This window comes from Klebsiella sp. 141198 (assembly GCF_050600785.1).
GTDB lineage: Bacteria > Pseudomonadota > Gammaproteobacteria > Enterobacterales > Enterobacteriaceae > Klebsiella > Klebsiella aerogenes.
The window spans coordinates 67,466-90,441 of sequence record NZ_JAQIRM010000007.1 but is presented as its reverse complement, the minus strand read 5'-3'; the positions used below and the strand labels follow the sequence as shown (position 1 = coordinate 90,441).

The 22,976-nt window shown below is 54.8% G+C and carries 18 protein-coding genes; 9 read left to right on the top strand and 9 right to left on the bottom strand.

The window, feature by feature from the left end; translation table 11 throughout:
* Positions 1 to 55: 55 nt before the first annotated feature.
* On the top strand, positions 56 to 517 hold the full coding sequence (locus PGR10_RS21740) for a hypothetical protein (RefSeq protein WP_430924092.1): 462 nt from the start codon (positions 56 to 58) through the stop codon (positions 515 to 517).
* Positions 518 to 769: 252 nt separating this feature from the next.
* Here the strand turns inward: PGR10_RS21740 and yjdP are convergent, their stop codons facing one another.
* Positions 770 to 1,123, bottom strand: coding sequence for a DDRRRQL repeat protein YjdP (gene yjdP, locus PGR10_RS21735; protein WP_087859231.1), 354 nt, complete (start codon positions 1,121 to 1,123; stop codon positions 770 to 772).
* Between the two features lie 70 nt (positions 1,124 to 1,193).
* Positions 1,194 to 3,479: an ATP-binding protein gene (locus PGR10_RS21730; protein WP_430924091.1), complete on the bottom strand. Its 2,286-nt coding sequence runs from the start codon at positions 3,477 to 3,479 to the stop codon at positions 1,194 to 1,196.
* A 189-nt stretch (positions 3,480 to 3,668) separates the two neighbouring features.
* On the opposite strand from PGR10_RS21730, the gene PGR10_RS21725 reads away from it, so the two are divergent.
* From PGR10_RS21725 to PGR10_RS21715, 3 genes are read left to right on the top strand one after another with little or no spacing between them, the layout of a single operon-like run.
* Positions 3,669 to 5,189: a sugar ABC transporter ATP-binding protein gene (locus PGR10_RS21725; protein WP_032713455.1), complete on the top strand. Its 1,521-nt coding sequence runs from the start codon at positions 3,669 to 3,671 to the stop codon at positions 5,187 to 5,189.
* The gene (locus PGR10_RS21720; protein WP_045380370.1) at positions 5,186 to 6,184 is read left to right on the top strand and encodes an ABC transporter permease subunit; all 999 of its coding nucleotides are present in this window, start codon (positions 5,186 to 5,188) and stop codon (positions 6,182 to 6,184) included. Before PGR10_RS21725 ends, PGR10_RS21720 begins: the two co-directional genes overlap by 4 nt.
* 30 nt (positions 6,185 to 6,214) lie before the next feature.
* A complete protein-coding gene (locus PGR10_RS21715) occupies positions 6,215 to 7,156 on the top strand; it encodes an ABC transporter substrate-binding protein (RefSeq protein ID WP_087859227.1) in 942 nt (313 codons plus the stop codon).
* A 28-nt stretch (positions 7,157 to 7,184) separates the two neighbouring features.
* On the opposite strand, the gene PGR10_RS21710 is transcribed toward PGR10_RS21715, so the two are convergent.
* The gene (locus PGR10_RS21710; protein WP_430924090.1) at positions 7,185 to 7,919 is read right to left on the bottom strand and encodes a response regulator; all 735 of its coding nucleotides are present in this window, start codon (positions 7,917 to 7,919) and stop codon (positions 7,185 to 7,187) included.
* A 272-nt stretch (positions 7,920 to 8,191) separates the two neighbouring features.
* Between PGR10_RS21710 and fdhF the strand changes: the two genes are divergently transcribed.
* Together fdhF and PGR10_RS21700 are read left to right on the top strand one after the other, a co-directional pair.
* Positions 8,192 to 10,339 (top strand): formate dehydrogenase subunit alpha, encoded by a 2,148-nt coding sequence (gene fdhF, locus PGR10_RS21705; protein ID WP_077598920.1) that lies wholly within the window; start codon positions 8,192 to 8,194, stop codon positions 10,337 to 10,339.
* Positions 10,340 to 10,541: 202 nt separating this feature from the next.
* Positions 10,542 to 11,225 (top strand): tetratricopeptide repeat protein, encoded by a 684-nt coding sequence (locus PGR10_RS21700; RefSeq protein ID WP_087858852.1) that lies wholly within the window; start codon positions 10,542 to 10,544, stop codon positions 11,223 to 11,225.
* 35 nt (positions 11,226 to 11,260) lie between these two features.
* Here the strand turns inward: PGR10_RS21700 and gltP are convergent, their stop codons facing one another.
* Entirely contained in the window at positions 11,261 to 12,571 is a 1,311-nt protein-coding gene (gene gltP, locus PGR10_RS21695) for a glutamate/aspartate:proton symporter GltP (protein ID WP_045398139.1), read from the bottom strand.
* A 414-nt stretch (positions 12,572 to 12,985) separates the two neighbouring features.
* Here gltP and acs point away from each other — a divergent pair, with 414 nt between their 5' ends.
* From acs to actP, 3 genes are all read left to right on the top strand, one after another.
* On the top strand, positions 12,986 to 14,944 hold the full coding sequence (acs, locus tag PGR10_RS21690) for an acetate--CoA ligase (RefSeq protein ID WP_032709622.1): 1,959 nt from the start codon (positions 12,986 to 12,988) through the stop codon (positions 14,942 to 14,944).
* 183 nt (positions 14,945 to 15,127) lie between these two features.
* Positions 15,128 to 15,442: a DUF485 domain-containing protein gene (locus tag PGR10_RS21685; RefSeq protein WP_045398145.1), complete on the top strand. Its 315-nt coding sequence runs from the start codon at positions 15,128 to 15,130 to the stop codon at positions 15,440 to 15,442.
* Positions 15,439 to 17,088 carry a cation/acetate symporter ActP gene (actP, locus tag PGR10_RS21680; RefSeq protein ID WP_045398148.1) on the top strand — a complete coding sequence of 550 codons (1,650 nt, stop codon included), beginning with the start codon at positions 15,439 to 15,441 and terminating at the stop codon, positions 17,086 to 17,088. The genes PGR10_RS21685 and actP overlap by 4 nt, the downstream gene beginning before the upstream one ends.
* Before the next feature lie 41 nt (positions 17,089 to 17,129).
* On the opposite strand, the gene PGR10_RS21675 is transcribed toward actP, so the two are convergent.
* The 5 genes from PGR10_RS21675 to PGR10_RS21655 are packed head-to-tail and all read right to left on the bottom strand — an operon-like array spanning position 17,130 to position 22,657.
* Positions 17,130 to 18,224 carry a type 1 fimbrial protein gene (locus PGR10_RS21675; RefSeq protein ID WP_430924089.1) on the bottom strand — a complete coding sequence of 365 codons (1,095 nt, stop codon included), beginning with the start codon at positions 18,222 to 18,224 and terminating at the stop codon, positions 17,130 to 17,132.
* Positions 18,225 to 18,243: 19 nt separating this feature from the next.
* Positions 18,244 to 18,807, bottom strand: a complete 564-nt coding sequence (locus PGR10_RS21670) for a fimbrial protein (RefSeq protein WP_087858820.1) — start codon at positions 18,805 to 18,807, stop codon at positions 18,244 to 18,246.
* Positions 18,808 to 18,829: 22 nt separating this feature from the next.
* Positions 18,830 to 21,403 (bottom strand): fimbria/pilus outer membrane usher protein, encoded by a 2,574-nt coding sequence (locus PGR10_RS21665; RefSeq protein ID WP_430924087.1) that lies wholly within the window; start codon positions 21,401 to 21,403, stop codon positions 18,830 to 18,832.
* A complete protein-coding gene (locus PGR10_RS21660) occupies positions 21,357 to 22,043 on the bottom strand; it encodes a fimbrial assembly chaperone (RefSeq protein ID WP_430924086.1) in 687 nt (228 codons plus the stop codon). The genes PGR10_RS21665 and PGR10_RS21660 overlap by 47 nt, the downstream gene beginning before the upstream one ends.
* A 53-nt stretch (positions 22,044 to 22,096) precedes the next feature.
* Entirely contained in the window at positions 22,097 to 22,657 is a 561-nt protein-coding gene (locus PGR10_RS21655) for a fimbrial protein (protein ID WP_162750243.1), read from the bottom strand.
* Positions 22,658 to 22,976: the final 319 nt, after the last annotated feature.

Here is a 22,976-nt window from a genome sequence, read left to right as displayed (position 1 = left end):
TTCATAAAACACAATTACTCTGCCATAAAATAGAGTTTTATACAGGATGTTTTCTATGCAGATTGGACGAATATTATATCATGTATGGTGGTTTATATTTTTTGGCCCATTGTTCGGCGTACCGGCAGGGATCATCACTTTGGGGCTCTTTGATACTAACAGTTTCGCCGATTATTTATTTCACATTACGCCACTGCTCCCTATCCTGATATTCTTTGGCTATTACTGGGGGGCTATTCCTGCGTTATTGACCGGAGCTATCGTTGGCTGTCTGCCTCGCTGTATTTATAATTATTGCTGGCTGAGAATATTGTTTAGCGGACTCATTGGCGCGGCTATCGCTTTCTGCTTCAGATACATTATTGATATTAACGGGTACGATATTTTTGCTAACGAAATGTTATGGGTAATGGCTAGCGCAGGTCTTTTTTCAGGGTTGGTTATGGGGTGGTTGATTGTTAAAATATCAAACATTTATAACTTACCCATTCGTAAAGATATTGAAACTAAAACCTAACGAGCAGATGGATACTCTAGAAATATATATTATGTATTGGTTGCAAATATAAAATTCAGGCAATTTTATTCTCGATACTGTTAAAGCAATGATACCAATCACGCCTTTCGGCTGGTTTTTTTTGCTTCATTCCAGCGCGGTTAACCGGTCACATCATCGCCTATATTCTCACATTTTTACTTGTGACCGGGCTATTCTCCGACGCGCTGATGAGTTGATTATCCCAAGGCTACCGTTCGCTCAAAAATAAGCTTAGTAACTGTCGTCGAGACGGCGCTGATCGCTTTCCAACTGGCGGCGATCGCTATCGAGCTGGCGCTGGCGCTCATCCAGCTGGCGACGGCGGTCGTCAAGCTGGCGCTGGCGATCGTTATATTGCTGCTGATTATCCCTACGCTGCTGGCGGCTGCCCTGATAGCTGCCGTCATCGTAGCGTCCGTCGTCATAGCGCCCGTCGTCGTCGTCGGAACGGCTGCTGCCCGGATTGTAGGCATCGTTGATGGCTTGCTGAATATTACCAATAGCGTCATCAATAATATCGGCGTGGGCCAATTGGCTGCTCAGCGCCAGCGTGCAAAAAAACAGAGCGGTTGCGTAACGTTTCATCGTGGCCAGTCTCATCAGGGTACTGGTGGTACCTTAATCAACCGTATGTGCGGCGTGTAGCGGAGGAATCTCAAATCCGCGCCATCGCCGCACGCAACGCCTGCGCCAGCTGCGTACGGGTAAAAGGCTTGCGCAGCCGTTCCACCTCCGGCAACGCCGGGTTATGCGCCGGGCGCAAATCCTGGCCGCTAATCAATAGCAGCGCCACCGCCGGGAAACGGCGTTGCGCTTCGTAAATTACCTCGGCGCCGCTCAGCCCGCCGGGGAGCATTAAATCGCTAATCAACAACGCGATATCCCTGGAGGCCGCCAGCATCTGCAGCGCCTGCTCGCCGCTTTGCGCCTCCAGCGTCAGCCAGCCCAGCTGATGCAACTGCTCGCATAACGTCTGGCGCACATCGGCTTCATCCTCAAGCACCAAAGCCAGCCGCTCGCCGCTCGTTATCGGTTCGCTATCCAACGGCGCTCGTTCATCCTCCGCCGCTGACGTGGCTCGCGGCAGCTGTAAACGTACGGTGGTGCCCTGCCCCGGCGCGCTTTCAATCGCCACACGCCCGCCCGACTGGCGCACAAAACCGTACACCATCGACAGCCCAAGCCCGCTGCCGCTACCGGTCTGTTTGGTGGTAAAGAAGGGCTCGAAGACCTGCGTTTTTATCTCCTGCGACATGCCGCAGCCGTGATCAATCACCTCCAGCGCCACCATATCCTGACGTCGTCCATCGCTACGGGTAACCCGCTGGTTCCAGGTGCGCAGCGCGATAACGCCTGGCCGTCCCTCCATGGCGTCGCGGGCGTTCATCACCAGATTGATAATCGCGTTTTCCAGTTGCCCGACATCGATCCACGCCGGCCAGGCGGGAGACTGCGCTTCAATTTCGAGACGCAACGATGCGGGGAGCGAATGGCGCATCAGTTCACAGACGTTCTCCAGCAATGGCTGTAGCGCCACCGCCTGCGGGTTCAGCGCCTGTTTACGCGAAAAGGCCAGCAGCCGCTGAGTAAGTAAGGCGCCGCGTTCGGCGGCCTTCAGCGCCCGCGATATCCGCGGCGCATCGCGCTCATCCGGCTGTACCAGTTCGAGGCTGCCGATAATAACCGCCAGCAGGTTGTTAAAATCGTGCGCCAGGCCGCCGGTCAGTTGGCCGACGGCTTTCATTTTTTGGCTATGCAGCAGCGCCTCTTCCAGCCCCTGTCGCTCAATGCGGTCAATTTCCATCTGGGTGGTTTTCTCCCGCAGCAGGCGGGTGGTGTGCTCAAGGGAAGCGGTATTACGGGCGAAAACGTTAAAGGCGCGCGCCAGTTCGCCAAGCTCATCGCGCCGCTGCAGAGCCGGCACCGTCACATTCTGCTCGCCGTGCGCCAGCCGCGACATCGCGCCGGATATCGCGTTCAGATTAAGGCCGAGATTACGATAAATATACCAACCGGCGCAGCCGGTAATCGCCAGCGCCAGCAGCGCGGCCAGCAGGATAAATGTGCTGATGGAGCGCAACTGCTGGTGGCTTTGCGCCGCCCGTGCCTCAGATGCCTGGGCTACTCTGGCAACGTACTGATTAATATCATCATTAAGCAGCGCAACCAGCGCTTTGATATGAAACATATACCAGCCTATCGCCAGATCGCTCTCTTCAAGCTGCGCCGATAGCGGCGCCAGCCGCGCCAACTCGGCGTTGAAATCCGGCAGGATAAACGCCCGCTCTGAATCGCTATCGTTGCGCGGTAAAAAGCGTCTGATGTCATCGAGCTGCAGGACGATTGAACGCGGCGTCGCAGTGTGTATCGCGGCGACGATCAGCCGGTCCATCTCGTTTAAACGCTGAGGATCGATCGCCGGTTTACCCTCGCGATCGTTGAGATCCTGCAAATGACGCAAATAGCTCTGGTTTTGATACAGCGCGCTCAGCAGTTCATTGCGCTGCAGATGTCGACGCTGCCCGCGCTCCAGCATGCCGGCGACGCTCTGCTGCAGCTCGTTGCTGCGGCGAATAATGCTCGCCACCAGCGTCTGTTCCTGCCGCGCCAGCGGCGCCGAGGCCAGTTGTCCAAACGAATGCTTCAGCGCCTGTTGGGTTTCCAGCAGCCGTTCCGCTTCGCTTTTATACTCCAGCGCGCCTACTACTTGCGACAGCCGTACCGCCGCGGTGGCGACGTTCGCGGTATCACGCGCCAGATTCATACTGCCGCTCATGTCGGTAAGCGTTTGCAGCTGCACCTGCTCCTGCAACTGACTGGCATGGCGAAAACCGAAAATCGCCACTCCGGCGACCATTAACGTCACCGCCACCATCAACAAGTTAAATGACAGCAGGCGACCACGGGCGCTAACGAAAAAGTACGGATGGCGAGAAGACATGGCGACTCCGGTCAGGCGTTTTCTCCCATCATTCCCGCACTATCGCCGAAGGTGAAGAAAATTTCTCGGCGTAATTGTGATCTGTATTAACTATTCAAAAATATGACAATTATGAATGGCCGATGACATCACTCATTTACGTTGCGGTGATGAAGTGCCGACATCGACAACGCAGCCAGGAGAGCAGGCATGCAGGGAACACCGGTGCTATCCATGCGCAACATCGCCAAAGTTTTCGGCAAGTTTTATGCGCTAAAAGGGGTGGATCTGACGGTCTGGCCCGGCGAGATCCACGCGCTGATGGGCGAAAACGGCGCGGGAAAAAGCACGTTGATGAAGATCCTCGCCGGCGCCTATACCGCCTCCAGCGGCGAGATCCTGATCGACGGACAACCACAGACGATCAGAGGCCCGAAGGATGCGCTGGCGGCAGGGATCACCTTGATCTATCAGGAGATGCAGCTGGCGCCTAACCTCACCGTCGCGGAAAACATTTTCCTCGGCAGCGAGCTTTCCCGCGGCGGTCTGGTACAACGTAAAGAGATGGAGTCCCAGGCGCAGGCGGTTATCGACCGGCTCGGCGCGCAGTTCAAAGCCAGCGACCGGGTGATGAAGCTGACTATCGCCGAACAGCAGCAGGTGGAAATCGCCCGCGCGCTGCATCGCAACAGCCGCATTCTGGTGATGGATGAACCTACCGCCGCCCTCTCCTCGCGGGAAACGCAGCGCCTGTTTGAGCTGATTTTGCGCCTGCGCGATGAAGGGATGGCAATCATCTACATCAGCCACCGCATGGCGGAGGTGTATGAACTCTCCGACCGGGTCAGCGTGCTGCGCGATGGCCAGTATGTCGGCAGCCTCACCCGCGACCACCTTAGCGCCCCCGAATTAGTACGCATGATGGTTGGCCGTCCGCTCAGCGATCTGTTCAATAAAGAGCGCGATATCCCGCGCGGCCAGCCGCGCCTGCGGGTGCAGGATCTCAGCGACGGCGGCAAAGTGCATCCCAGCAGCCTGGTGGTGCACGCCGGGGAAATCGTTGGCCTGGCCGGGCTGGTCGGCGCCGGGCGTTCCGAGCTGGCGCAGCTGATTTTCGGCGTCCGTAAAGCGACGGGCGGGGTGATTGAAATCGACGGCGAACCGGTTGTTATTCACTCGCCGCGCGAAGCGATCGACCTCGGGATCGGCTTTCTGACCGAAAACCGTAAGGAACAGGGTCTATTTCTCGAACTGGCGGCGCAGGAGAACATCACCATGGCGACGCTTGAGCGCGACGCCAATTGGGGGATGCTCGACCGTAAGAAGGCGCAAACCATCTCCGATGACGCCATCCAGCTGCTGAACATCCGCGTCCCACATGCCCAGGTACGCGCCGGCGGGCTTTCCGGCGGCAATCAGCAAAAGCTGCTGATTTCACGCTGGGTGGCGATCGGCCCGCGCATTCTCATTCTGGATGAGCCGACCCGCGGCGTTGACGTCGGCGCCAAAAGCGAGATTTACCGCATCATGAATCAGATGGCCCGCCAGGGCGTCGCCATTTTAATGATCTCCAGCGAATTGCCGGAAATCGTAGGCATGAGCGACCGGGTATACGTGATGCGCGAAGGCGCTATCGCCGGCGAGTTGCAGGTTGGCGAGATTAGTCAGGAAAGCATTATGACGCTGGCGACCGGCGTGAACGATTCTCACCTTAAGGCAGGACAAGCATGAGCATACCGAAAGAGACCTCCGCGCCGGCGGCGAAATCCGCCTCGGCAAAAAAAATGCTGATGGGCGACCTGATGCAAACCGTCGGCATCCTGCCGATTTTAATCCTGATCGTCGCGGTGTTCGGCTTCGTCGCGCCGAATTTCTTTACTGAAAGCAACCTGCTGAATATTACCCGCCAGTCCTCCATCAACATCGTGCTGGCGGCGGGGATGACCTTTATTATTCTGACCGGCGGTATCGATCTGTCGGTGGGGTCAATTCTCGGCACCACCGCGGTTGCGGCGATGGTGGTATCGCTCATCCCACAATTCGCGATGCTGTCGATTCCGGCGGCCCTGATGCTCGGCCTGCTGCTCGGGCTGTTCAACGGCGCGCTGGTGGCCTTCGCCGGACTACCGCCGTTTATTGTCACCCTTGGCACCTACACCGCGCTGCGCGGCGCCGCCTATCTGCTAGCCGACGGCACCACGGTGATCAACTCCGATATTAGTTTTGAATGGATCGGCAATAACTATCTCGGCCCGGTGCCGTGGCTGGTGGTGATTGCGCTGGCGGTCGTGGCGGTGTGCTGGTTTATCCTGCGCCGCACCACCCTCGGTATTCATATTTACGCCGTCGGCGGCAATATGCAGGCGGCGCGGCTGACGGGGATTAAAGTCTGGCTGGTACTGCTGTTCGTCTACGGCATGAGCGGGCTGCTTTCCGGGCTCGGCGGGGTGATGAGCGCCTCCCGGCTGTACAGCGCCAACGGCAACCTCGGCGTCGGCTATGAGCTGGACGCCATTGCCGCGGTGATCCTCGGCGGTACCAGTTTCGTCGGCGGTATCGGCACCATCACCGGTACGCTGGTGGGGGCACTGATTATCGCCACCCTCAACAACGGCATGACGCTGATGGGCGTCTCCTACTTCTGGCAATTGGTGATCAAAGGGGCGGTGATCATCATAGCGGTGCTGATCGACAAATACCGTACCCGACACCACCAAAGTGCATAACAACAACATCTTACCTGCGAGGAAAAGCGAATGCGTTTAAAACCGATAGTGACCGCGCTGTGTGCCGGCGCGCTGCTGGCCGCCTCCCCTTTTGCGTCGGCCAAAGATCTACAAGCGATAGGCGTGACGGTAGGCGACCTCGCCAACCCGTTCTTCGTGCAAATTACCAAGGGGGCCGAGCTGGAAGCGCGCAAGCTGGCGGGGGATAAAGTGAAGGTCACGCTGGTGTCGAGCGGCTACGACCTGGGACAGCAGGTGGCGCAGATAGATAACTTTATCGCCGCCAAAGTCGATATGATCATCCTCAACGCCGCTGATTCAAAAGGTATCGGCCCGGCGGTGAAACGGGCGAAAGAGGCCGGGATCGTGGTGGTGGCGGTTGACGTCGCCGCCGAAGGCGCGGATGCCACCATCACCTCCGATAACACCCAAGCGGGCGCTATGGCCTGTAAATACATTAGCGATCGCCTGAACAACAAAGGCAACGTGGTGATTATTAACGGGCCGCCGGTTTCCGCCGTGCAGAACCGCGTCGAAGGCTGCGAAACCGAATTCAAAAAACATCCGGATATCAAAATCCTCTCCGCCAACCAGAACGCTAAAGGCAGCCGCGAAGGCGGACTGGAGGTGATGACGTCGCTGCTGGCGGCAAATCCGAAGATTGACGGCGTGTTCGCGATTAACGATCCGACGGCGATTGGCGCCGATCTGGCGGCGAAACAGGCGCAACGCAGCGAGTTCTTTATCGTGGGCGTCGACGGCAGCCCGGACGGCGAAGAGGCGCTGAAGCGTAAGAATTCGCTATTCGTCGCCACGCCGGCGCAGGACCCGCAGGTCATGGCGGCGAAGGCGGTGGAAATCGGTTATGACATTTTGCAGGGCAAGCCCGCGCCGACCGCGCCGGTGCTGATCCCGGTGAAGATGATCGATAAAAATAACGTCAGCAGCTATAAGGGCTGGACGGTGAAATAACGCTGCAAAGCGGCTGACGGGTCTCCCCTTAGGCCGCTTTGTCGTTATGGATAACGTCAGCGGAGAAAACGTAGCCCAGCCCGCGCAGGGTTTTAATCAACGTGGGCTGGTGCGGATTGACCTCAATTTTACGCCGCAGGCGCATGATCAGCACATCGATCGTGCGGTCGAATACCTCCATGCTCTCATTATGGGTCAGCGCCAGCAGCTGTTCACGGTTCAGAACCCGGCGGGCGTTTTGCGCCAGCGCCAGCAACAATCCATATTCCCCCTGGGTTAACGCCACGCTCTGCTGCTGGGGATTAAACAGCTCACAACGGCGGGTATCCAGCCGCCAGCCGTTAAACAACAGGCCATGATCTCCGCCCGGCACGAGGCTTTCCGTGCCGATCGCCCCGCTGCGCCGCAGCACCGCCTTGACGCGCACCACCACTACCCGCGCGTTGAACGGCTTGGCGATGTAATCGTCGGCGCCCATTTCCAGCCCGACCACCACATCCGATTCGCTTCCCAGGCCGGAAAGCATTATCACCGGTAGCTCAGACCGCGTGCGCTGCAGCTGTTGCAACACCAGCAATCCATTGGTATCCGGCAAGATCATATCCAGCAGCGCCAGCGCAATATCTGCGCGCCGGGCGACCGTCGCCAGCGCTTCGCCGCCGTTCTGGCAGGCCACCACCTCGAACGCGTGGGCGCCGAGCACGTCGCTCAGCAGCTCGCAGATCGCAGCGTCATCATCAATCACTAAAATGACCGGTTTCATGGTTTACCTCTGCCTGGCGGGAATAGTGTCAGTCTGGTCGATTGTGCAAGCAGGCGACGACAAATCCATTTTTCGCTGCCGTTTTTATAATCGGCGTCACATCTCCGGGTTTTTCGTCACGTCAAAACTGACGATGACCTGTTTTTCGTCAGCATTTCGCCCAAAAAAGCCGCGTACTATCCGTCAATACCCACAATGAAAACATGGCATAGAAGATGCATAGTGACGGTCGATTGCGCGTCAGCGCTAATTGATTAACTGGAGCAAAACCGATGAAAAAAGTCGTCACGGTTTGCCCGTATTGCGCATCAGGTTGCAAAATCAACCTGGTGGTCGATAACGGCAAAATCGTCCGGGCTGAGGCGGCGCAGGGGAAAACCAATCAGGGAACCCTGTGTCTGAAAGGCTATTATGGCTGGGACTTCATTAACGATACCCAGATCCTGACCCCGCGTCTCAAAACCCCCATGATCCGTCGCCAACGTGGCGGCAAACTGGAAGCCGTCTCCTGGGATGAGGCGCTCGATTATGTCGCCACCCGCCTTGGCGCCATTAAAGAAAAATATGGCCCGGACGCGATCCAGACCACCGGCTCCTCTCGCGGGACCGGTAATGAAACCAACTACGTGATGCAAAAATTCGCGCGCGCCGTTATTGGTACCAATAACGTCGACTGCTGCGCTCGCGTCTGACACGGCCCTTCGGTTGCAGGTCTGCACCAGTCGGTCGGTAACGGCGCCATGAGTAATGCCATCACGGAGATTGATAACACCGATTTGGTGTTTATCTTCGGTTACAACCCGGCGGATTCCCACCCTATCGTGGCGAATCACGTCATTAACGCCAAACGCAACGGGGCGAAAATCATCGTCTGCGACCCGCGCAAAATTGAAACCGCGCGCATCGCCGACATGCACATCGCGCTGAAGAACGGCTCGAATATCGCGCTGCTCAACGCCATTGGCCACGTCATTATTGAAGAGGATCTGTACGATAAATCCTTCGTCGCCAGCCGTTCCGAAGGCTTCGAGGAGTATCGCAAAATCGTCGAAGGCTACACGCCGGAGTCGGTGGAAGAGATAACCGGCGTCAGCGCTCAGGAGATCCGCGCCTGCGCCCGGATGTACGCCAGCGCCAAATCCGCCGCCATCCTGTGGGGCATGGGCGTCACCCAGTTCTACCAGGGCGTGGAGACCGTGCGCTCGCTGACCAGCCTCGCGATCCTCACCGGCAACCTCGGCAAGCCGAGCGTCGGCGTCAACCCGGTACGCGGGCAGAACAACGTCCAGGGCGCCTGCGATATGGGCGCGCTACCGGATACCTATCCGGGCTACCAGTACGTTAAGTTCCCGGAAAACCGCGAGAAGTTCGCCAGAGCCTGGGGCGTCGACAGCCTGCCGGAACATACCGGCTATCGCATCAGCGAGCTGCCGCACCGCGCCGAACACGGTGAAGTCCGCGCGGCGTACATTATGGGCGAGGATCCGCTGCAGACCGATGCCGAGCTTTCCGCGGTGCGCAAGGCGTTTGAACAGCTGGAACTGGTTATCGTCCAGGATATTTTCATGACCAAAACCGCCGCCGCGGCCGACGTCATCCTGCCGTCCACCTCGTGGGGCGAGCACGAAGGCGTGTATACCGCAGCGGACCGCGGCTTCCAGCGCTTCTTTAAAGCGGTGGAGCCGAAGTGGGACCTGAAAACCGACTGGCAGATTATCAGCGAAATCGCCACCCGGATGGGCTATCCGATGCACTACAACAACACCCAGGAGATCTGGGATGAGTTGCGGCATCTGTGCCCGGACTTCTACGGCGCTACCTATGAAAAAATGGGCGAGCTTGGCTATGTCATGTGGCCATGCCGCGACGAGTCCGACGCCGACCAGGGGACGTCGTATCTGTTTAAAGAGAAGTTCGATACCCCGAACGGGCTGGCGCAGTTCTTCACCTGCGACTGGGTCGCGCCGATCGATAAGCTCACCGACGAGTACCCGATGGTGCTCTCAACGGTACGCGAAGTCGGTCACTACTCCTGCCGTTCGATGACCGGCAACTGTGCGGCGCTGGCGGCGCTGGCGGATGAACCGGGCTATGCGCAAATCAACACCGCCGACGCCGAACGGTTAGGCATCGAGGATGAAGCGCTGGTGTGGGTCAATTCGCGTAAGGGGCGCATCATCACCCGCGCGCAGGTCAGCGATCGGCCGAATAAAGGCGCGGTGTACATGACCTACCAGTGGTGGATCGGCGCCTGTAACGAGCTGGTGTCGGAGAACCTGAGCCCGATAACCAAAACGCCGGAGTACAAGTACTGCGCGGTTAACGTTGAGCGGATTGCCGATCAGCGCGCGGCGGAGCAGTACGTGATCGACGAGTACAACAAGCTGAAAGCCCGGCTGCGCGAAAGCGCGATGGGTTAAGGTTCGGCGGCCATACCCGATATCCGGGAACCCTCCCCCGGTGGCGCTTACGCTTACCGGGGCTACCGACCGAATACCGAACCGTAGCCCGGATAAGGCGCTATGCGCCGCTATCCGGGTATTCACCCCGCTAATTCCCGCCATTTTCTTCTTTTCCGCCTCCCTTTATACTGCGGGGGTCTTCCTTACTGATAATAAAAAAATGAAATACCTCTATTTACTGCTGGCGCTGACAAGCTTCGCCGCAGACGCTGCAGATCCGGGCAGCCAATACCAACAGCAGGCCGAAGCTGGCGACCCGCGCGCGCAGTTTTATCTGGCGGATACCTGGGTTAGCTCCGGCAACTATCAACAGGCTGAATACTGGGCGCAGAAAGCGGCGGCGCAGGGCGATGGCGACGCGCTGGCGCTGCTGGCTCAGCTTAAAATCCGTAACCCGCAGCAGGCCGACTATCAGCAGGCCCGACAGCTAGCGGAAAAATCCGTGCAGGCCGGCAGCAAGGCCGGCGAGATTATCCTCGCCCGCGTGCTGGTCAATCAGCAGGCTGGCCCCACCGATTATGCGCACGCCATTAGGCTGCTGCAGGATGCGGCCAAAGATGAAGAGAGCGACTCTGCCGTCGATGCGCAGATGCTGCTGGGGCTTATCTACGCCAGCGGCGTGCTGCCGCCGGAAGATGACCTCAAGGCCGCGCAGTACTTCAAAGGCAGCTCGGCGCTTTCGCGCACCGGCTATGCCGAATACTGGGCTGGGATGATGTTCCAGCAGGGAGAGAAAGGTTTTATCGAACCAAACCCGCAAAAAGCGCTGCATTGGCTTAACGTCAGCTGTCAGGAGGGGTTTGATACCGGATGTGAAGAGTTCGACAGGATAACCAAAGGCTAAAAAAAGCCCGGCGCGAATGGCCGGGCTCTGACGTCTTATTGGGCGGTTTTATCAAACTTGCCCAGCACTTCGCGTTCATACGCCAGCGCTTTCTTGCGATCAAACTTATGTTCCCACTTAGCGATAACCAGCACCGCCAGCGCGTTGCCGACCACGTTCAGCGCGGTACGCGCCATATCGAGGATACGGTCGACGCCGGCAATAAACGCCAGCCCTTCCAGCGGGATCCCCACGCTACCCAGGGTCGCCAGCAGCACCACGAAGGAGACGCCCGGTACGCCCGCGATGCCTTTTGAAGTCACCATCAACGTCAGCACGAGAGTGATTTCCTGCCACAGGGAGAGGTCGATACCATACAGCTGGGCGATGAAGATCGCCGCGATGCTCTGATATAGCGTCGAACCATCGAGGTTAAAGGAGTAGCCGGTCGGCACCACGAAGCTGGTGATTGAGGCCGGCGCGCCGTAGGCTTCCATTTTCTCAATGATACGCGGCAGCACGCTCTCGGAGCTCGCCGTGGAATAAGCCAGAATCAGCTCATCTTTGAGGATGCGAATCAGGATCCAGATGCTCAGCCCACATACCCGCGCCACGATACCCAGCACCACCAGCGCGAAGAACAGAATCGCGAAGTAAACCAGGATAACCAGCTTAGCCAGCGGCCACAGCGAAGCGAAGCCGAAGGTGGCGACGGTCACCGAGATCAGGGCAAAGACCCCGACCGGCGCATAGCGCATCACCATGTGCGTCACTTTAAACATGGTTTCGGAGATGGAGCGGAACACGGTCACCAGCGGTTCGCGGTGAGTAGACGGCAGGGAAGAAAGCCCCAGACCGAACAGCACCGAGAAGAAGATAATCGGCAGCATATCGCCTTTCGCCATCGAGGCGACGATATTAGTCGGCACCAGCGACAGGATAGTCCCCATCAGGCCGTGAGCGTGGCTCTGCACCTCTGCGGTGGTGTTCTGATATTTCGAGATATCGACCGCCGCCAGCTGCGACATATCAATGCCGCTGCCCGGCTGGAAGACGTTCGCCAGGGTGATCCCCAGCACAATCGCCACCGTGGTGATCACTTCAAAATAGATAATGGTCTTGGCGCCGATGCGGCCCAGTTGCTTGGCGTCGCCTACACCCGCAATGCCCACCACCAGCGTCGAGATGACAATCGGGACGACAATCATTTTAATCAGGTGGATAAAGATATCGCCCGCCGGGGTCAGGAGGTTTGAGATTAACCAATCACGGCTTTCGGCGTGGTAATGCAGGTAGCTGCCCAGAAGTATGCCAAGCACCAGGGCTAGCAAAATCTGCCAGGCCAGGCTGACTTTTGTTTTTTTCATCACTACTGACTTCCTCAATGAAAGGCACCATTCCGGGAGGTAATGGCACCCACTGAAAGGGGTATGAATTGTGTTGCGTTGCTTTATGGGGTTATTTAACGCGCAATATCAGTATCATTTGCACGGCATGCTGCGCAAGCCTTTAAGAACAGCGCTTTCCTCTGGTTTTCTGCATAAATCCGCCCATTTCAGCGCATTACATTGCATAAGTATTTGTTATAAAAAATATTTAACACATTCAGTTTCTATAAATACAGTAAATGAATTATTTCACTTCAAAGTTTCATTTGATTGAATTTCATTCAGTTTAATCAATGCGTGATCTGCCCCCCAAATAGTAAACAAAGCTCATAAAGCCCCTATTCTTAACGGTTATTTGACATATATTTAACAAGTTAAAGGAGAAAAAAAGCCATGAGCCAAATACATAAACACCCTATTCCCGCAGAGATTGCGGAACATTGCCTGATGAATCCGCAACAGTACCAGGTGAACTACCAACAATCCATCAGCAACCCAGATGCCTTCTGGGGTGAGCAAGGCAAAATCCTCGACTGGATTAAGCCCTACACGCAGGTGAAAAATACCTCTTTCGCCCCGGGAAACATCTCCATTAAATGGTATGAAGATGGCACCCTGAACCTCGCGGCCAACTGTCTCGACCGTCATCTGCACGAGCGCGGCGACCAGACCGCGATCATCTGGGAAGGCGACGATGCCAGCCAGAGCAAAAACATCACTTATCGTCAGCTCCATCGCGATGTTTGCCGTTTTGCCAACGTATTGCTCGATCTGGGCATTAAAAAAGGCGATGTCGTTGCTATCTATATGCCGATGGTGCCGGAAGCCGCCGTCGCCATGCTGGCCTGCGCGCGCATCGGCGCCATCCATTCGGTTATCTTCGGCGGCTTTTCGCCGGAAGCGGTTGCCGGTCGTATTATCGACTCCAGCGCTCGCCTGGTGATCACCTCTGACGAAGGGTTACGCGCCGGTCGCGCCATCCCGCTGAAGAAAAACGTCGACGATGCGCTGAAAAACCCGCACGTCACCAGCATCGAGCACGTGGTGGTACTCAAACGCACCGGCGGCAAAATCGACTGGCAGGAAGGTCGCGATCTGTGGTGGAGCGATCTGATTGAAAAAGCGGATGACCAGCATGAAGCGGTGGAAATGAACGCCGAAGACCCGCTCTTTATCCTCTATACCTCCGGTTCAACGGGCAAGCCGAAAGGCGTACTGCACACCACCGGCGGCTATCTGGTGTATGCGGCGACCACCTTCAAATACGTCTTTGATTATCATCCGGGCGATATCTACTGGTGCACCGCCGATGTGGGCTGGGTCACCGGTCACAGCTACCTGCTGTACGGCCCACTGGCCTGCGGCGCCACCACGCTGATGTTTGAAGGCGTGCCAAACTGGCCGACCCCGGCGCGCATGTGCCAGGTGGTGGACAAACATCAGGTCAATATTCTGTACACCGCGCCGACGGCGATCCGCGCGCTGATGGCGGAAGGCGACAAAGCTATCGAAGGTACCGATCGTTCCTCACTGCGCATTCTCGGCTCGGTCGGCGAGCCGATTAACCCGGAAGCCTGGGAGTGGTACTGGAAGAAGATCGGCAACGAGAAGTGCCCGGTGATGGACACCTGGTGGCAGACCGAAACCGGCGGCTTCATGATTACCCCGCTGCCGGGCGCCACCGAGCTGAAAGCCGGTTCCGCCACGCGTCCATTCTTCGGCGTCCAGCCGGTGCTGGTGGACAACGAAGGGACGCCGCTGGAAGGCGCGACCGAGGGCAACCTGGCTATCGCCGACTCCTGGCCTGGCCAGGCGCGTACCCTGTTTGGCGATCATGAACGCTTCGAGCAGACCTACTTCTCGACCTTTAAAAATATGTACTTTAGCGGCGACGGCGCCCGTCGCGACGAAGATGGTTACTACTGGATAACCGGTCGCGTCGATGACGTACTGAACGTCTCCGGCCACCGTCTGGGCACCGCGGAAATTGAATCCGCGCTGGTTTCGCATCCGAAAATCGCCGAAGCGGCGGTGGTCGGCATTCCGCATAACATCAAAGGCCAGGCCATCTACGCTTACGTGACGCTGAATCACGGTGAAGAGCCGACGCCGGAACTGTATGCCGAAGTACGTAACTGGGTGCGCAAAGAGATTGGCCCACTGGCGACGCCGGATGTCCTGCACTGGACCGACTCGTTGCCGAAAACCCGCTCCGGCAAAATCATGCGCCGTATTCTGCGTAAGATTGCCGCTGGCGATACCAGTAATCTCGGGGATACCTCGACGCTGGCCGATCCGGGCGTAGTGGACAAACTGCTCGAAGAGAAGCAGGCCATTGCGATGCCTTCTTAACACGATACCTACCCCCCTCTCCCTCTTAGGAGGGAGAGGTTAAAAACATAAACTCCCCCCAAGGATTCTGTTCAGCAGGAAAGCGGTAAACCAGCGGCTACTCGACGTAATAACGTCGGGCGGGTCACTGTTGCCGACGGATAGCCGATGGATGACATAAGGGTTACCTCTGGAGACGCTAAGATGAATGAACAAATTTGTCAGCGGATAGAAAATAGTGCGCATTTCAGGGAGTTAGTAGCATCACGGCAACGGTTTGCCGCCATTTTGTCAGTCATTATGCTGGTCATTTACGTAGGTTTTATTTTGCTTATCGCCTTCGCGCCAGGCTGGCTGGGAACGCCGCTGCATGAAGGCACCAGCGTCACCCGCGGCATCCCTATTGGCATCGGCGTCATTATCATCTCCTTCGTTCTGACCGGGATTTACGTCTGGCGGGCAAACGGCGAATACGACAAGTTGACCAAAAGCGTGATTAGCGAGGTGCAAGCATCATGAAAAAAGTCCTGACGGCGCTTGCCGCCACGCTCCCTTTCGCCGCCAACGCCGCCGATGCCATTACCGGCGCGGTGCAGCGTCAGCCGACCAACTGGCAGGCGATTATCATGTTCGTGATTTTCGTCGCCTTGACGCTGTATATCACTTACTGGGCGTCAAAACGCGTACGTTCGCGTAGCGATTACTACACCGCAGGCGGCAATATCACCGGTTTCCAGAACGGTCTGGCGATTGCCGGCGACTTTATGTCCGCGGCCTCGTTCCTCGGCATTTCCGCGTTGGTTTACACTTCCGGCTACGACGGTCTGATCTACTCGCTCGGCTTCCTTGTCGGCTGGCCGATTATTCTGTTCCTGATCGCCGAACGCCTGCGTAACCTCGGCCGTTATACCTTTGCCGACGTGGCGTCTTATCGCCTGAAGCAGGGGCCGATCCGCACCCTCTCCGCCTGCGGTTCGCTGGTGGTGGTGGCGCTGTATCTGATCGCGCAGATGGTTGGCGCCGGTAAGCTCATCCAGCTGCTGTTCGGCCTCAACTACCACGTTGCGGTGGTGCTGGTCGGCGTGCTGATGGTGTTGTACGTGCTGTTCGGGGGCATGCTTGCCACCACTTGGGTGCAGATTATCAAAGCGGTCCTGCTGCTGTTCGGCGCCAGCTTTATGGCCTTTATGGTGATGAAGCACGTCGGGTTCAGTTTCAATAATCTGTTCACTGAAGCGATGGCGGTCCACCCGAAAGGGGCGGCGATCATGAGCCCCGGCGGGCTGGTGAAAGACCCGATATCGGCGCTGTCGCTCGGTCTCGGCTTGATGTTCGGTACCGCGGGCCTGCCGCATATTCTGATGCGTTTCTTCACCGTCAGCGACGCCAAAGAAGCGCGTAAGAGCGTGTTCTACGCCACCGGTTTCATGGGTTACTTCTATATCCTGACCTTTATCATCGGCTTTGGCGCGATCATGCTAGTGGGGGCGAATCCGGCGTTTAAAGACGCGGCCGGACAGCTTATCGGCGGCAACAACATGGCGGCAGTACATCTGGCGGATGCCGTCGGCGGTAACCTGTTCCTCGGCTTTATCTCGGCGGTGGCGTTCGCCACAATTCTGGCGGTAGTCGCCGGACTGACGCTGGCGGGGGCATCGGCGGTCTCTCACGATCTTTACGCTAACGTGTTCCGTAAAGGCGCGACCGAACGTCAGGAGCTGAAAGTATCGAAAATCACCGTGCTGATCCTTGGCGTGGTGGCGATTCTGCTGGGGATTTTGTTCGAAAACCAGAATATCGCCTTCATGGTTGGCCTGGCGTTCTCTATCGCCGCCAGCTGTAACTTCCCGATTATCCTGCTGTCGATGTACTGGTCGAAACTGACCACCCGCGGCGCGATGATTGGCGGCTGGCTCGGCCTGCTGACCGCGGTGATTCTAATGATCCTCGGCCCGACCATATGGGTGCAGATCCTCGGACACGAGAAAGCCGTCTTCCCGTATGAATACCCGGCGCTGTTCTCCATCGCCATCGCGTTCATCGGCATCTGGCTGTTCTCGATTACCGATAACTCCGCCGAAGGGATGCGCGAGCGCGAGCAGTTCCGCGCTCAGTTCATCCGTTCGCAAACCGGTATCGGTATCGAACGCGGTCAGGCGCACTAAGCGTATTAGCCTCTTCCTCACGCTGGGGAGGAGGCTGAGGTTTAGTTATAGGTAAAAGTTATCACCCCGGCCGCATTTGCCGAGCCCGCCGTCACCGTCGCTCCTGTTTTGTAATAATTGGCGGAAAACGATAGCGTCTGCAAAGCGGCGGCGCCGCCGGGGCTATCAGGGTTGGTAAAGACGGTATAACCGGCATCCGCATCGCTATTGGTCACCGTGGTGCGGCTTGAAGAATACAAGCTGATATCCGTATTCAACGGTAGCGCCTCGTCATTCAGATTGAGCTGGACGCCAACGCCGGTGGCGACATTGCTATCTGTAGTCAGCGCCATCACCGTGTTATCAGGGTTATCACCGCCCGCTTGTGCCGCCGTCACGCGCATCGATACGTTGGTCCCGGGTTCGCAGGAGAGCGTGACCCACTGCTGGGCGGCGCCCACTTTCGTCGCGGTATTAAACGCCGAGGCGCTGACCGTCCCCATCGCGAAGTTGAGCCCTGAGCTGTTGGTCACGCAGCCCATCGGGATCAGTTGAATCGTGGTGGTGCCGCTGATATGCAAAGGAGAAATACTAGTCGTATTGGCATTATCCTGAACCGATACCCTGGAAATCGGATCGCCAAACGTTAAAGTACTATTGCTGGCGATAGGCCCGCCGGTGGCGACCAACTGTAGTTGATACGCGGGCGAGTAATTGGTTGTCGCGAAGCTATCACCAAATCCCGTAGGCTTGCCCAGATAATAGTTCGCATCGCCAATATAATGCGTTTGATAATCACTGCTAAAATCATTGGTATCGCCACCGTACTCACCAGTGATATTTAGCCAGACTTTCACACGAATACCAACGCCTGAAACCGAGGTGGTATAGATATTATCGCCAATTAGCGTACCCGCATTGTCTGATGCCCACTTAAAAAGCGCGTAGGTTTCACCTTCACAATTTAATAACGTTGTCTGCGCGCGCGTAATTTTGCCGGAGTCATATAAAATAGTACCAGCCGAATAGCTACCGGCATTGACGAGGATTTTCTCCGGCAAATTGGTCATAGAGACGCTGCCATAGTTAATCCCATCACAGGCCCAACCATAAACAGGAAAGACAATAACCAGTAACAGCAAAATGTATTTTTTCATACTCTTCCCTGTATAAATATCATTTATAGGCCACATCAAACGTGACCGTAAAACCCACTACGCCAGCGCTTATTTTTCCATAGGGTGAATACATTCGAGCAAGCATATTAAAAGTATGCGTATCAGTGTTATCAAAGGTATAGAGATAGCGTTCGCTGGGGCCTAAGGTTTGTTGGTCGGTTTGACTAAGCAATTGCATTCCGACGCCGCTGGCGCCATTACTGCCTGTTTGATTACTTTTGTAGATTGAAGGATAAGTATCATCATAAGATGAACCACTGAATGACAGCGTAACCGACGTTAAACCCGCAGCACAGTTAGTAAACTCTAATTTAACCGGCGTACTTTGCCCATGGGATCCTGCTTTCCCCGTCAGAGTTTGATAGGACACCGTGCCTAAGTCGATGGTGGTTGACGGTTTAACCGCCACCTCGCAGGAGGGCTCCTCGATACTTCCCGTGACGTTAATATTAAGCGTACTCGACTCATCATATGCCAGCGCGCAAGGCGCGATAAAAAAGCTGCCGGGCAATAAAACAAGGGCGCAAGTTAATATCGAAGTTATTTTTTTAACTTTACTCATTTATTACTCTCAGCGTGATAAGTTAATAACAAACAGCCTGATAGAAAATGATATCCTGGTCCGAAACCTGGCCGCTAAAGTCATAAACTGCCCGACACTGCTCATTGCTACCGCTGCCCCATTTCACAAGCAGCGCACCTTTTTTCTGGAGACCCGTTACATATACCTGCCCGCCATCACCAACAATATTGCTGCGGATATCATTGGCTCGTCCATTATTATTATCCAGAGACACGATGGCGCCAAATGGAACAATTCCAGACTTCGTTTTTAAGGTAATCATTGCCTTATAGCCAATATAGGTATCGTATTTTACTTTCACGATGGCGTTGCGCGTCGGCACCACGGTTCTCACCACGTTATCCACTTCGGCGCCAGTGACCTGCTGCTCATCTAATGACAAGTTGTTGCTATGATAAGGGCGGATATAAGGCACAATAGCGTAACCCGCCGAATCGGTGCTGACGTTCGTTTGACCGCGCACCGTCACATCGCTGACGCCTGGCGTTTCAACCAGCGCCGAGCTTTCCCCCAGAAAACGAGAAAACGTAAGGCCACCTGAATGAGCAACCATGCCGCCACGCAGCGTATAGTTGTAGTGGTTGCTATAGCGATCGTAACCATATCCGGCGGTCACTTCGCCCCTTGATCCCTGATAACCCACGCCAATATTTCCGGAGATACTTTTATCACTGGCGTCATAGCCTTGCTGAACGTTCCAGTTCAGCGAACGATCGGCAAGCATCATCCCGTTAAGACCGACACTGTGCGTGGTATCGCTTTTACGGCCCGCGCTCATACTGTAATTGGCTGACATCGTTTCGCCGAGCGGCACACTCAGCGTGAGTGACACGATAGTGTCGCTGTCTGGATTGTTCTCCCCGCTATCGTCTGTACTTTGGACATTACGGTTGTATGAGTAATTAACAAAGTAAGACACTTTGCCGATAGTACCGCTATAACCAACGCCTAAAGAGGCCATTCTTGAGTTATCCCAATACGTTTCATTGACCAGTGAAAGCGACAGTGAGCCGTAGCCAGATAGCGTTTGCGAAATTGACGCATCAAAACGACCTTTTTTGCGACCGGTTAATGAAGTGCGGTCACTATCAGCGGTAGTCTCATCGATAAAGTCGGCAAAAGAATAATATCCTGAAGTGGAATAGCGATAACCCGCGACGGAAAAACTGGTCCCCGATTGCATAAAACTTTTATTAAAACGCAGGCGATAGGATTGCCCTTTCTCTTTAGTTGCAAAGAGCGAGTTATCGTTATTTTTCATCTCAGCCAAAGAGCCGGAAGCATCCAGAGAAAGAGCGCCAACAACACCGAGATTGAATCCGGTACCTACGAGTATATTCGTATACCGATCTTCAGCTTGCTGAAACCCGGTATAGAGCGTGGCGTTGCTGGAAAGCCCGTAAGCCAAAGTTGACTGGACAAAATTATATTCTTTACCACCTGAATTGGCCGAGCGGGTCTTACCGCTGCTAAACGTGTAATCCAACTGCCCTTCGCGCTGCAAAATCGCCAATGATGCGTAAGGAACGACGAAACTTTGCTGACTGCCATCTGACTCTTTAATATTGACGTACAAATCGCCAGCGCTACCGGTAGAGTACAGATCTTTTATCTCAAAGGCGCCGGGGGCAACCGTCGTTTTATAAATACTATAGCCGTTTTGATAAACAGAAACTTCGGCCGTTGTCCGCGCAATTCCCTTAATCGTCGGCGCAAAACCATGCAGGCTATCTGGTAGCATTTCTTTGTCCGAACTTAGCTGTAGACCAGTGAAGTTCAAACTGTCGTAAATATCCGAGGCGGTATAGGTATTGCCCATCACCAACTGGCTTTTCAGCCGATGAATATCTCGCGCAAGATAGCTATAAACCGATTCCCACCGGCTGCCATCATCGCTATGGTTAAGCGTGCTGTAGTTGCGTATACGCCACGCTCCCCAATTAATACCTGGCTGCAGGCTGACAAACTGACTCTCCGTCGCGGCGCCGCCATGACGCGGAATGCTACGCTGGCCGGATAGGCTGTAATTAAGTACACCGGCATTGATGCCTTGCTGCCACTGATTTTCCGGCACATAGTCTCTTGGCCGATTCGGTAACGCGACCTGTGGAATCGAAAAATTAATCCGCTGCTGGGCGAGTTCGACGGTGTACTCCAGCCCCGGAATGGCAGACAGGCGAGCGCATTCCGTTCCCGCGGCAGCAAGCTGCGGGTAACTCTCGGTATTAATTAACCACGTTTTAAGAAGCTCAAGCCGAATGCAAGGTTGAACCGCCATCGCGGCATCGCCGGAATGTTTTTTAAAATCAATAGATTCAGAAGAAACAAATTTATCATTTATATAAACATCCAGGCTATAGCGGCCCGGCGGCACCGCTTCCTGAGAAAAATAGGATAAATCGACAGCAGTTGATTGGCTTTCCGTAACCTCAAGGAGATGGGGATTAAAATATTCACTCGCCTGTACGCTAACGCTCAACGCGGCAGCGGACAGGATTAAAATAATACGGCAGTATATTAACTTCGAACTATTGTACGATCGCAGTGTATTTCTTTCCTGACATACCATAATCATTAATCACGCTCCATGTGATCGATTGTTTCCCTGTCGAGGATAAATTACTTTCAGCTGGTATTTTTAACGTCGTAAACGGGGCGGCAAACCATCCGCCAGAAATATTCCTACCGTTAATGCCAATCTGCGAGAAGTTCATATAAAGTGGTGAGTTGTTCTTTACACTAATAAAGCTTCCCAAGCGCTGCCATTGTAACTTCCCGGCATACATTTCTGGCGAACTTTTTTTAAGCTCAGCGGGACGATAGATAAGTTTTATCTTTGAATTGATAGCAAACTGAACCATATTAGTATCTGGCATATTATTCATTGCCGGAATACCTTTAATGTTAAGCCAAAACATGGATTCACGGTCGGCGGCCAGAGGCTTACCGGAACGCACTATTCGCACGAAACCTTTTTCTCCCGCTTTTAAGCGAAAAAGCGGAGGGGTAATGATAAATGAGTCTTTCGCCGGAGATGTGGCATCCACCAATGAGACCCACGACTGAACAATATCAGAGCTATTATCTTTATTCTCTACAGCTACTTCGGCATTATTTTTTGCACCGTCAAATATCACGCGAGTTGCGCCAACCACTACGCTCGCTTGCGCGCTGGTGATAGATAATAACCCGAAAAATAACAGAAAATATCTCATCTGATTTTATTCCAGGGGAATCAGGATAGATTCCCCTTGCTCCATGAATAATATTAATAGTAAGTCACGTTATAAGTCACAGTGGTTTGTACTGCGCCTTTAGTTGGGTCAGCGCTTCCTGATTTAGCCATTTTTACCGTAAAAGGGATGGTCGCCTCACCAGAGGAGATATCAACATCGGCGCCCTCAACGTTATTTTTGAGTAAATTTCCCGCATTGTCGAAGATAGCAACGGCAACGCCTGATGCCGCTTCCGAGCCTGCCTGGTTTTTAAAATAATCGCTATTAGCGCTGTCTGCTTCACCACCAAATGTTACGCGAGCGATAGTGCTCCCTCCCTCTTCAGTGGTTGGGCAATCAGCCAGCTTAAAGGAAAAGTTTTTCGCCGCGCCGTAGGTATAGGCTTTTAAATCTGCAACCGACGCGGTCCCCATGGCAATCGCAGTTACGCCGCCGTCAATGGTTGCGGTGCAGGTTGTATCAGAAACGGTACCGGTGAAGGTAATGGTATTCGGCGCCGCTTGCGTAATAGTAGACAACATACAGGAGGCGGAAATCGCCAGCGCGCTGAATAAATATTTTTTACTGATTTTCATATGAATTCCCATATCCATTGTAAAATGACAATCAATCCGTCAATTGCTTCATGCAGGTATATTAGAGAATGGAATTCAATATTCGCATTACAAATGCGTCATGCAAATAATGATAAGATCAATTTATACCCGTCATACTTCAAGTTGCATGTGCGTTGGCTTTCCTCGCTCAACCCAGTCACTTACTGGAGTAAGCTCCTGGGGATTCCCTGCGTCGCCGCCTTCCTGCAACTCGAATTATTTAGGGTATATTTCACCACGTGGTCACTCATTGAATCCATTCAATAATAATAGCCCACGTAAAAAGAATATCCTGCAGAAAATATCTTTTCAATAA

Excerpts from the sequence above, each read along its gene's own strand:
- PGR10_RS21740 (WP_430924092.1), top strand. The coding sequence starts at position 56 with ATGCAGATTGGACGAATATTATATCATGTATGGTGGTTTATATTTTTT.
- yjdP (WP_087859231.1), bottom strand. The coding sequence starts at position 1,123 with ATGAAACGTTACGCAACCGCTCTGTTTTTTTGCACGCTGGCGCTGAGC.
- PGR10_RS21730 (WP_430924091.1), bottom strand. The coding sequence starts at position 3,479 with ATGTCTTCTCGCCATCCGTACTTTTTCGTTAGCGCCCGTGGTCGCCTG.
- PGR10_RS21725 (WP_032713455.1), top strand. The coding sequence starts at position 3,669 with ATGCAGGGAACACCGGTGCTATCCATGCGCAACATCGCCAAAGTTTTC.
- PGR10_RS21720 (WP_045380370.1), top strand. The coding sequence starts at position 5,186 with ATGAGCATACCGAAAGAGACCTCCGCGCCGGCGGCGAAATCCGCCTCG.
- PGR10_RS21715 (WP_087859227.1), top strand. The coding sequence starts at position 6,215 with ATGCGTTTAAAACCGATAGTGACCGCGCTGTGTGCCGGCGCGCTGCTG.
- PGR10_RS21710 (WP_430924090.1), bottom strand. The coding sequence starts at position 7,919 with ATGAAACCGGTCATTTTAGTGATTGATGATGACGCTGCGATCTGCGAG.
- PGR10_RS21700 (WP_087858852.1), top strand. The coding sequence starts at position 10,542 with ATGAAATACCTCTATTTACTGCTGGCGCTGACAAGCTTCGCCGCAGAC.
- gltP (WP_045398139.1), bottom strand. The coding sequence starts at position 12,571 with ATGAAAAAAACAAAAGTCAGCCTGGCCTGGCAGATTTTGCTAGCCCTG.
- acs (WP_032709622.1), top strand. The coding sequence starts at position 12,986 with ATGAGCCAAATACATAAACACCCTATTCCCGCAGAGATTGCGGAACAT.
- PGR10_RS21685 (WP_045398145.1), top strand. The coding sequence starts at position 15,128 with ATGAATGAACAAATTTGTCAGCGGATAGAAAATAGTGCGCATTTCAGG.
- actP (WP_045398148.1), top strand. The coding sequence starts at position 15,439 with ATGAAAAAAGTCCTGACGGCGCTTGCCGCCACGCTCCCTTTCGCCGCC.
- PGR10_RS21675 (WP_430924089.1), bottom strand. The coding sequence starts at position 18,224 with ATGAAAAAATACATTTTGCTGTTACTGGTTATTGTCTTTCCTGTTTAT.
- PGR10_RS21670 (WP_087858820.1), bottom strand. The coding sequence starts at position 18,807 with ATGAGTAAAGTTAAAAAAATAACTTCGATATTAACTTGCGCCCTTGTT.
- PGR10_RS21665 (WP_430924087.1), bottom strand. The coding sequence starts at position 21,403 with ATGATTATGGTATGTCAGGAAAGAAATACACTGCGATCGTACAATAGT.
- PGR10_RS21660 (WP_430924086.1), bottom strand. The coding sequence starts at position 22,043 with ATGAGATATTTTCTGTTATTTTTCGGGTTATTATCTATCACCAGCGCG.
- PGR10_RS21655 (WP_162750243.1), bottom strand. The coding sequence starts at position 22,657 with ATGGATATGGGAATTCATATGAAAATCAGTAAAAAATATTTATTCAGC.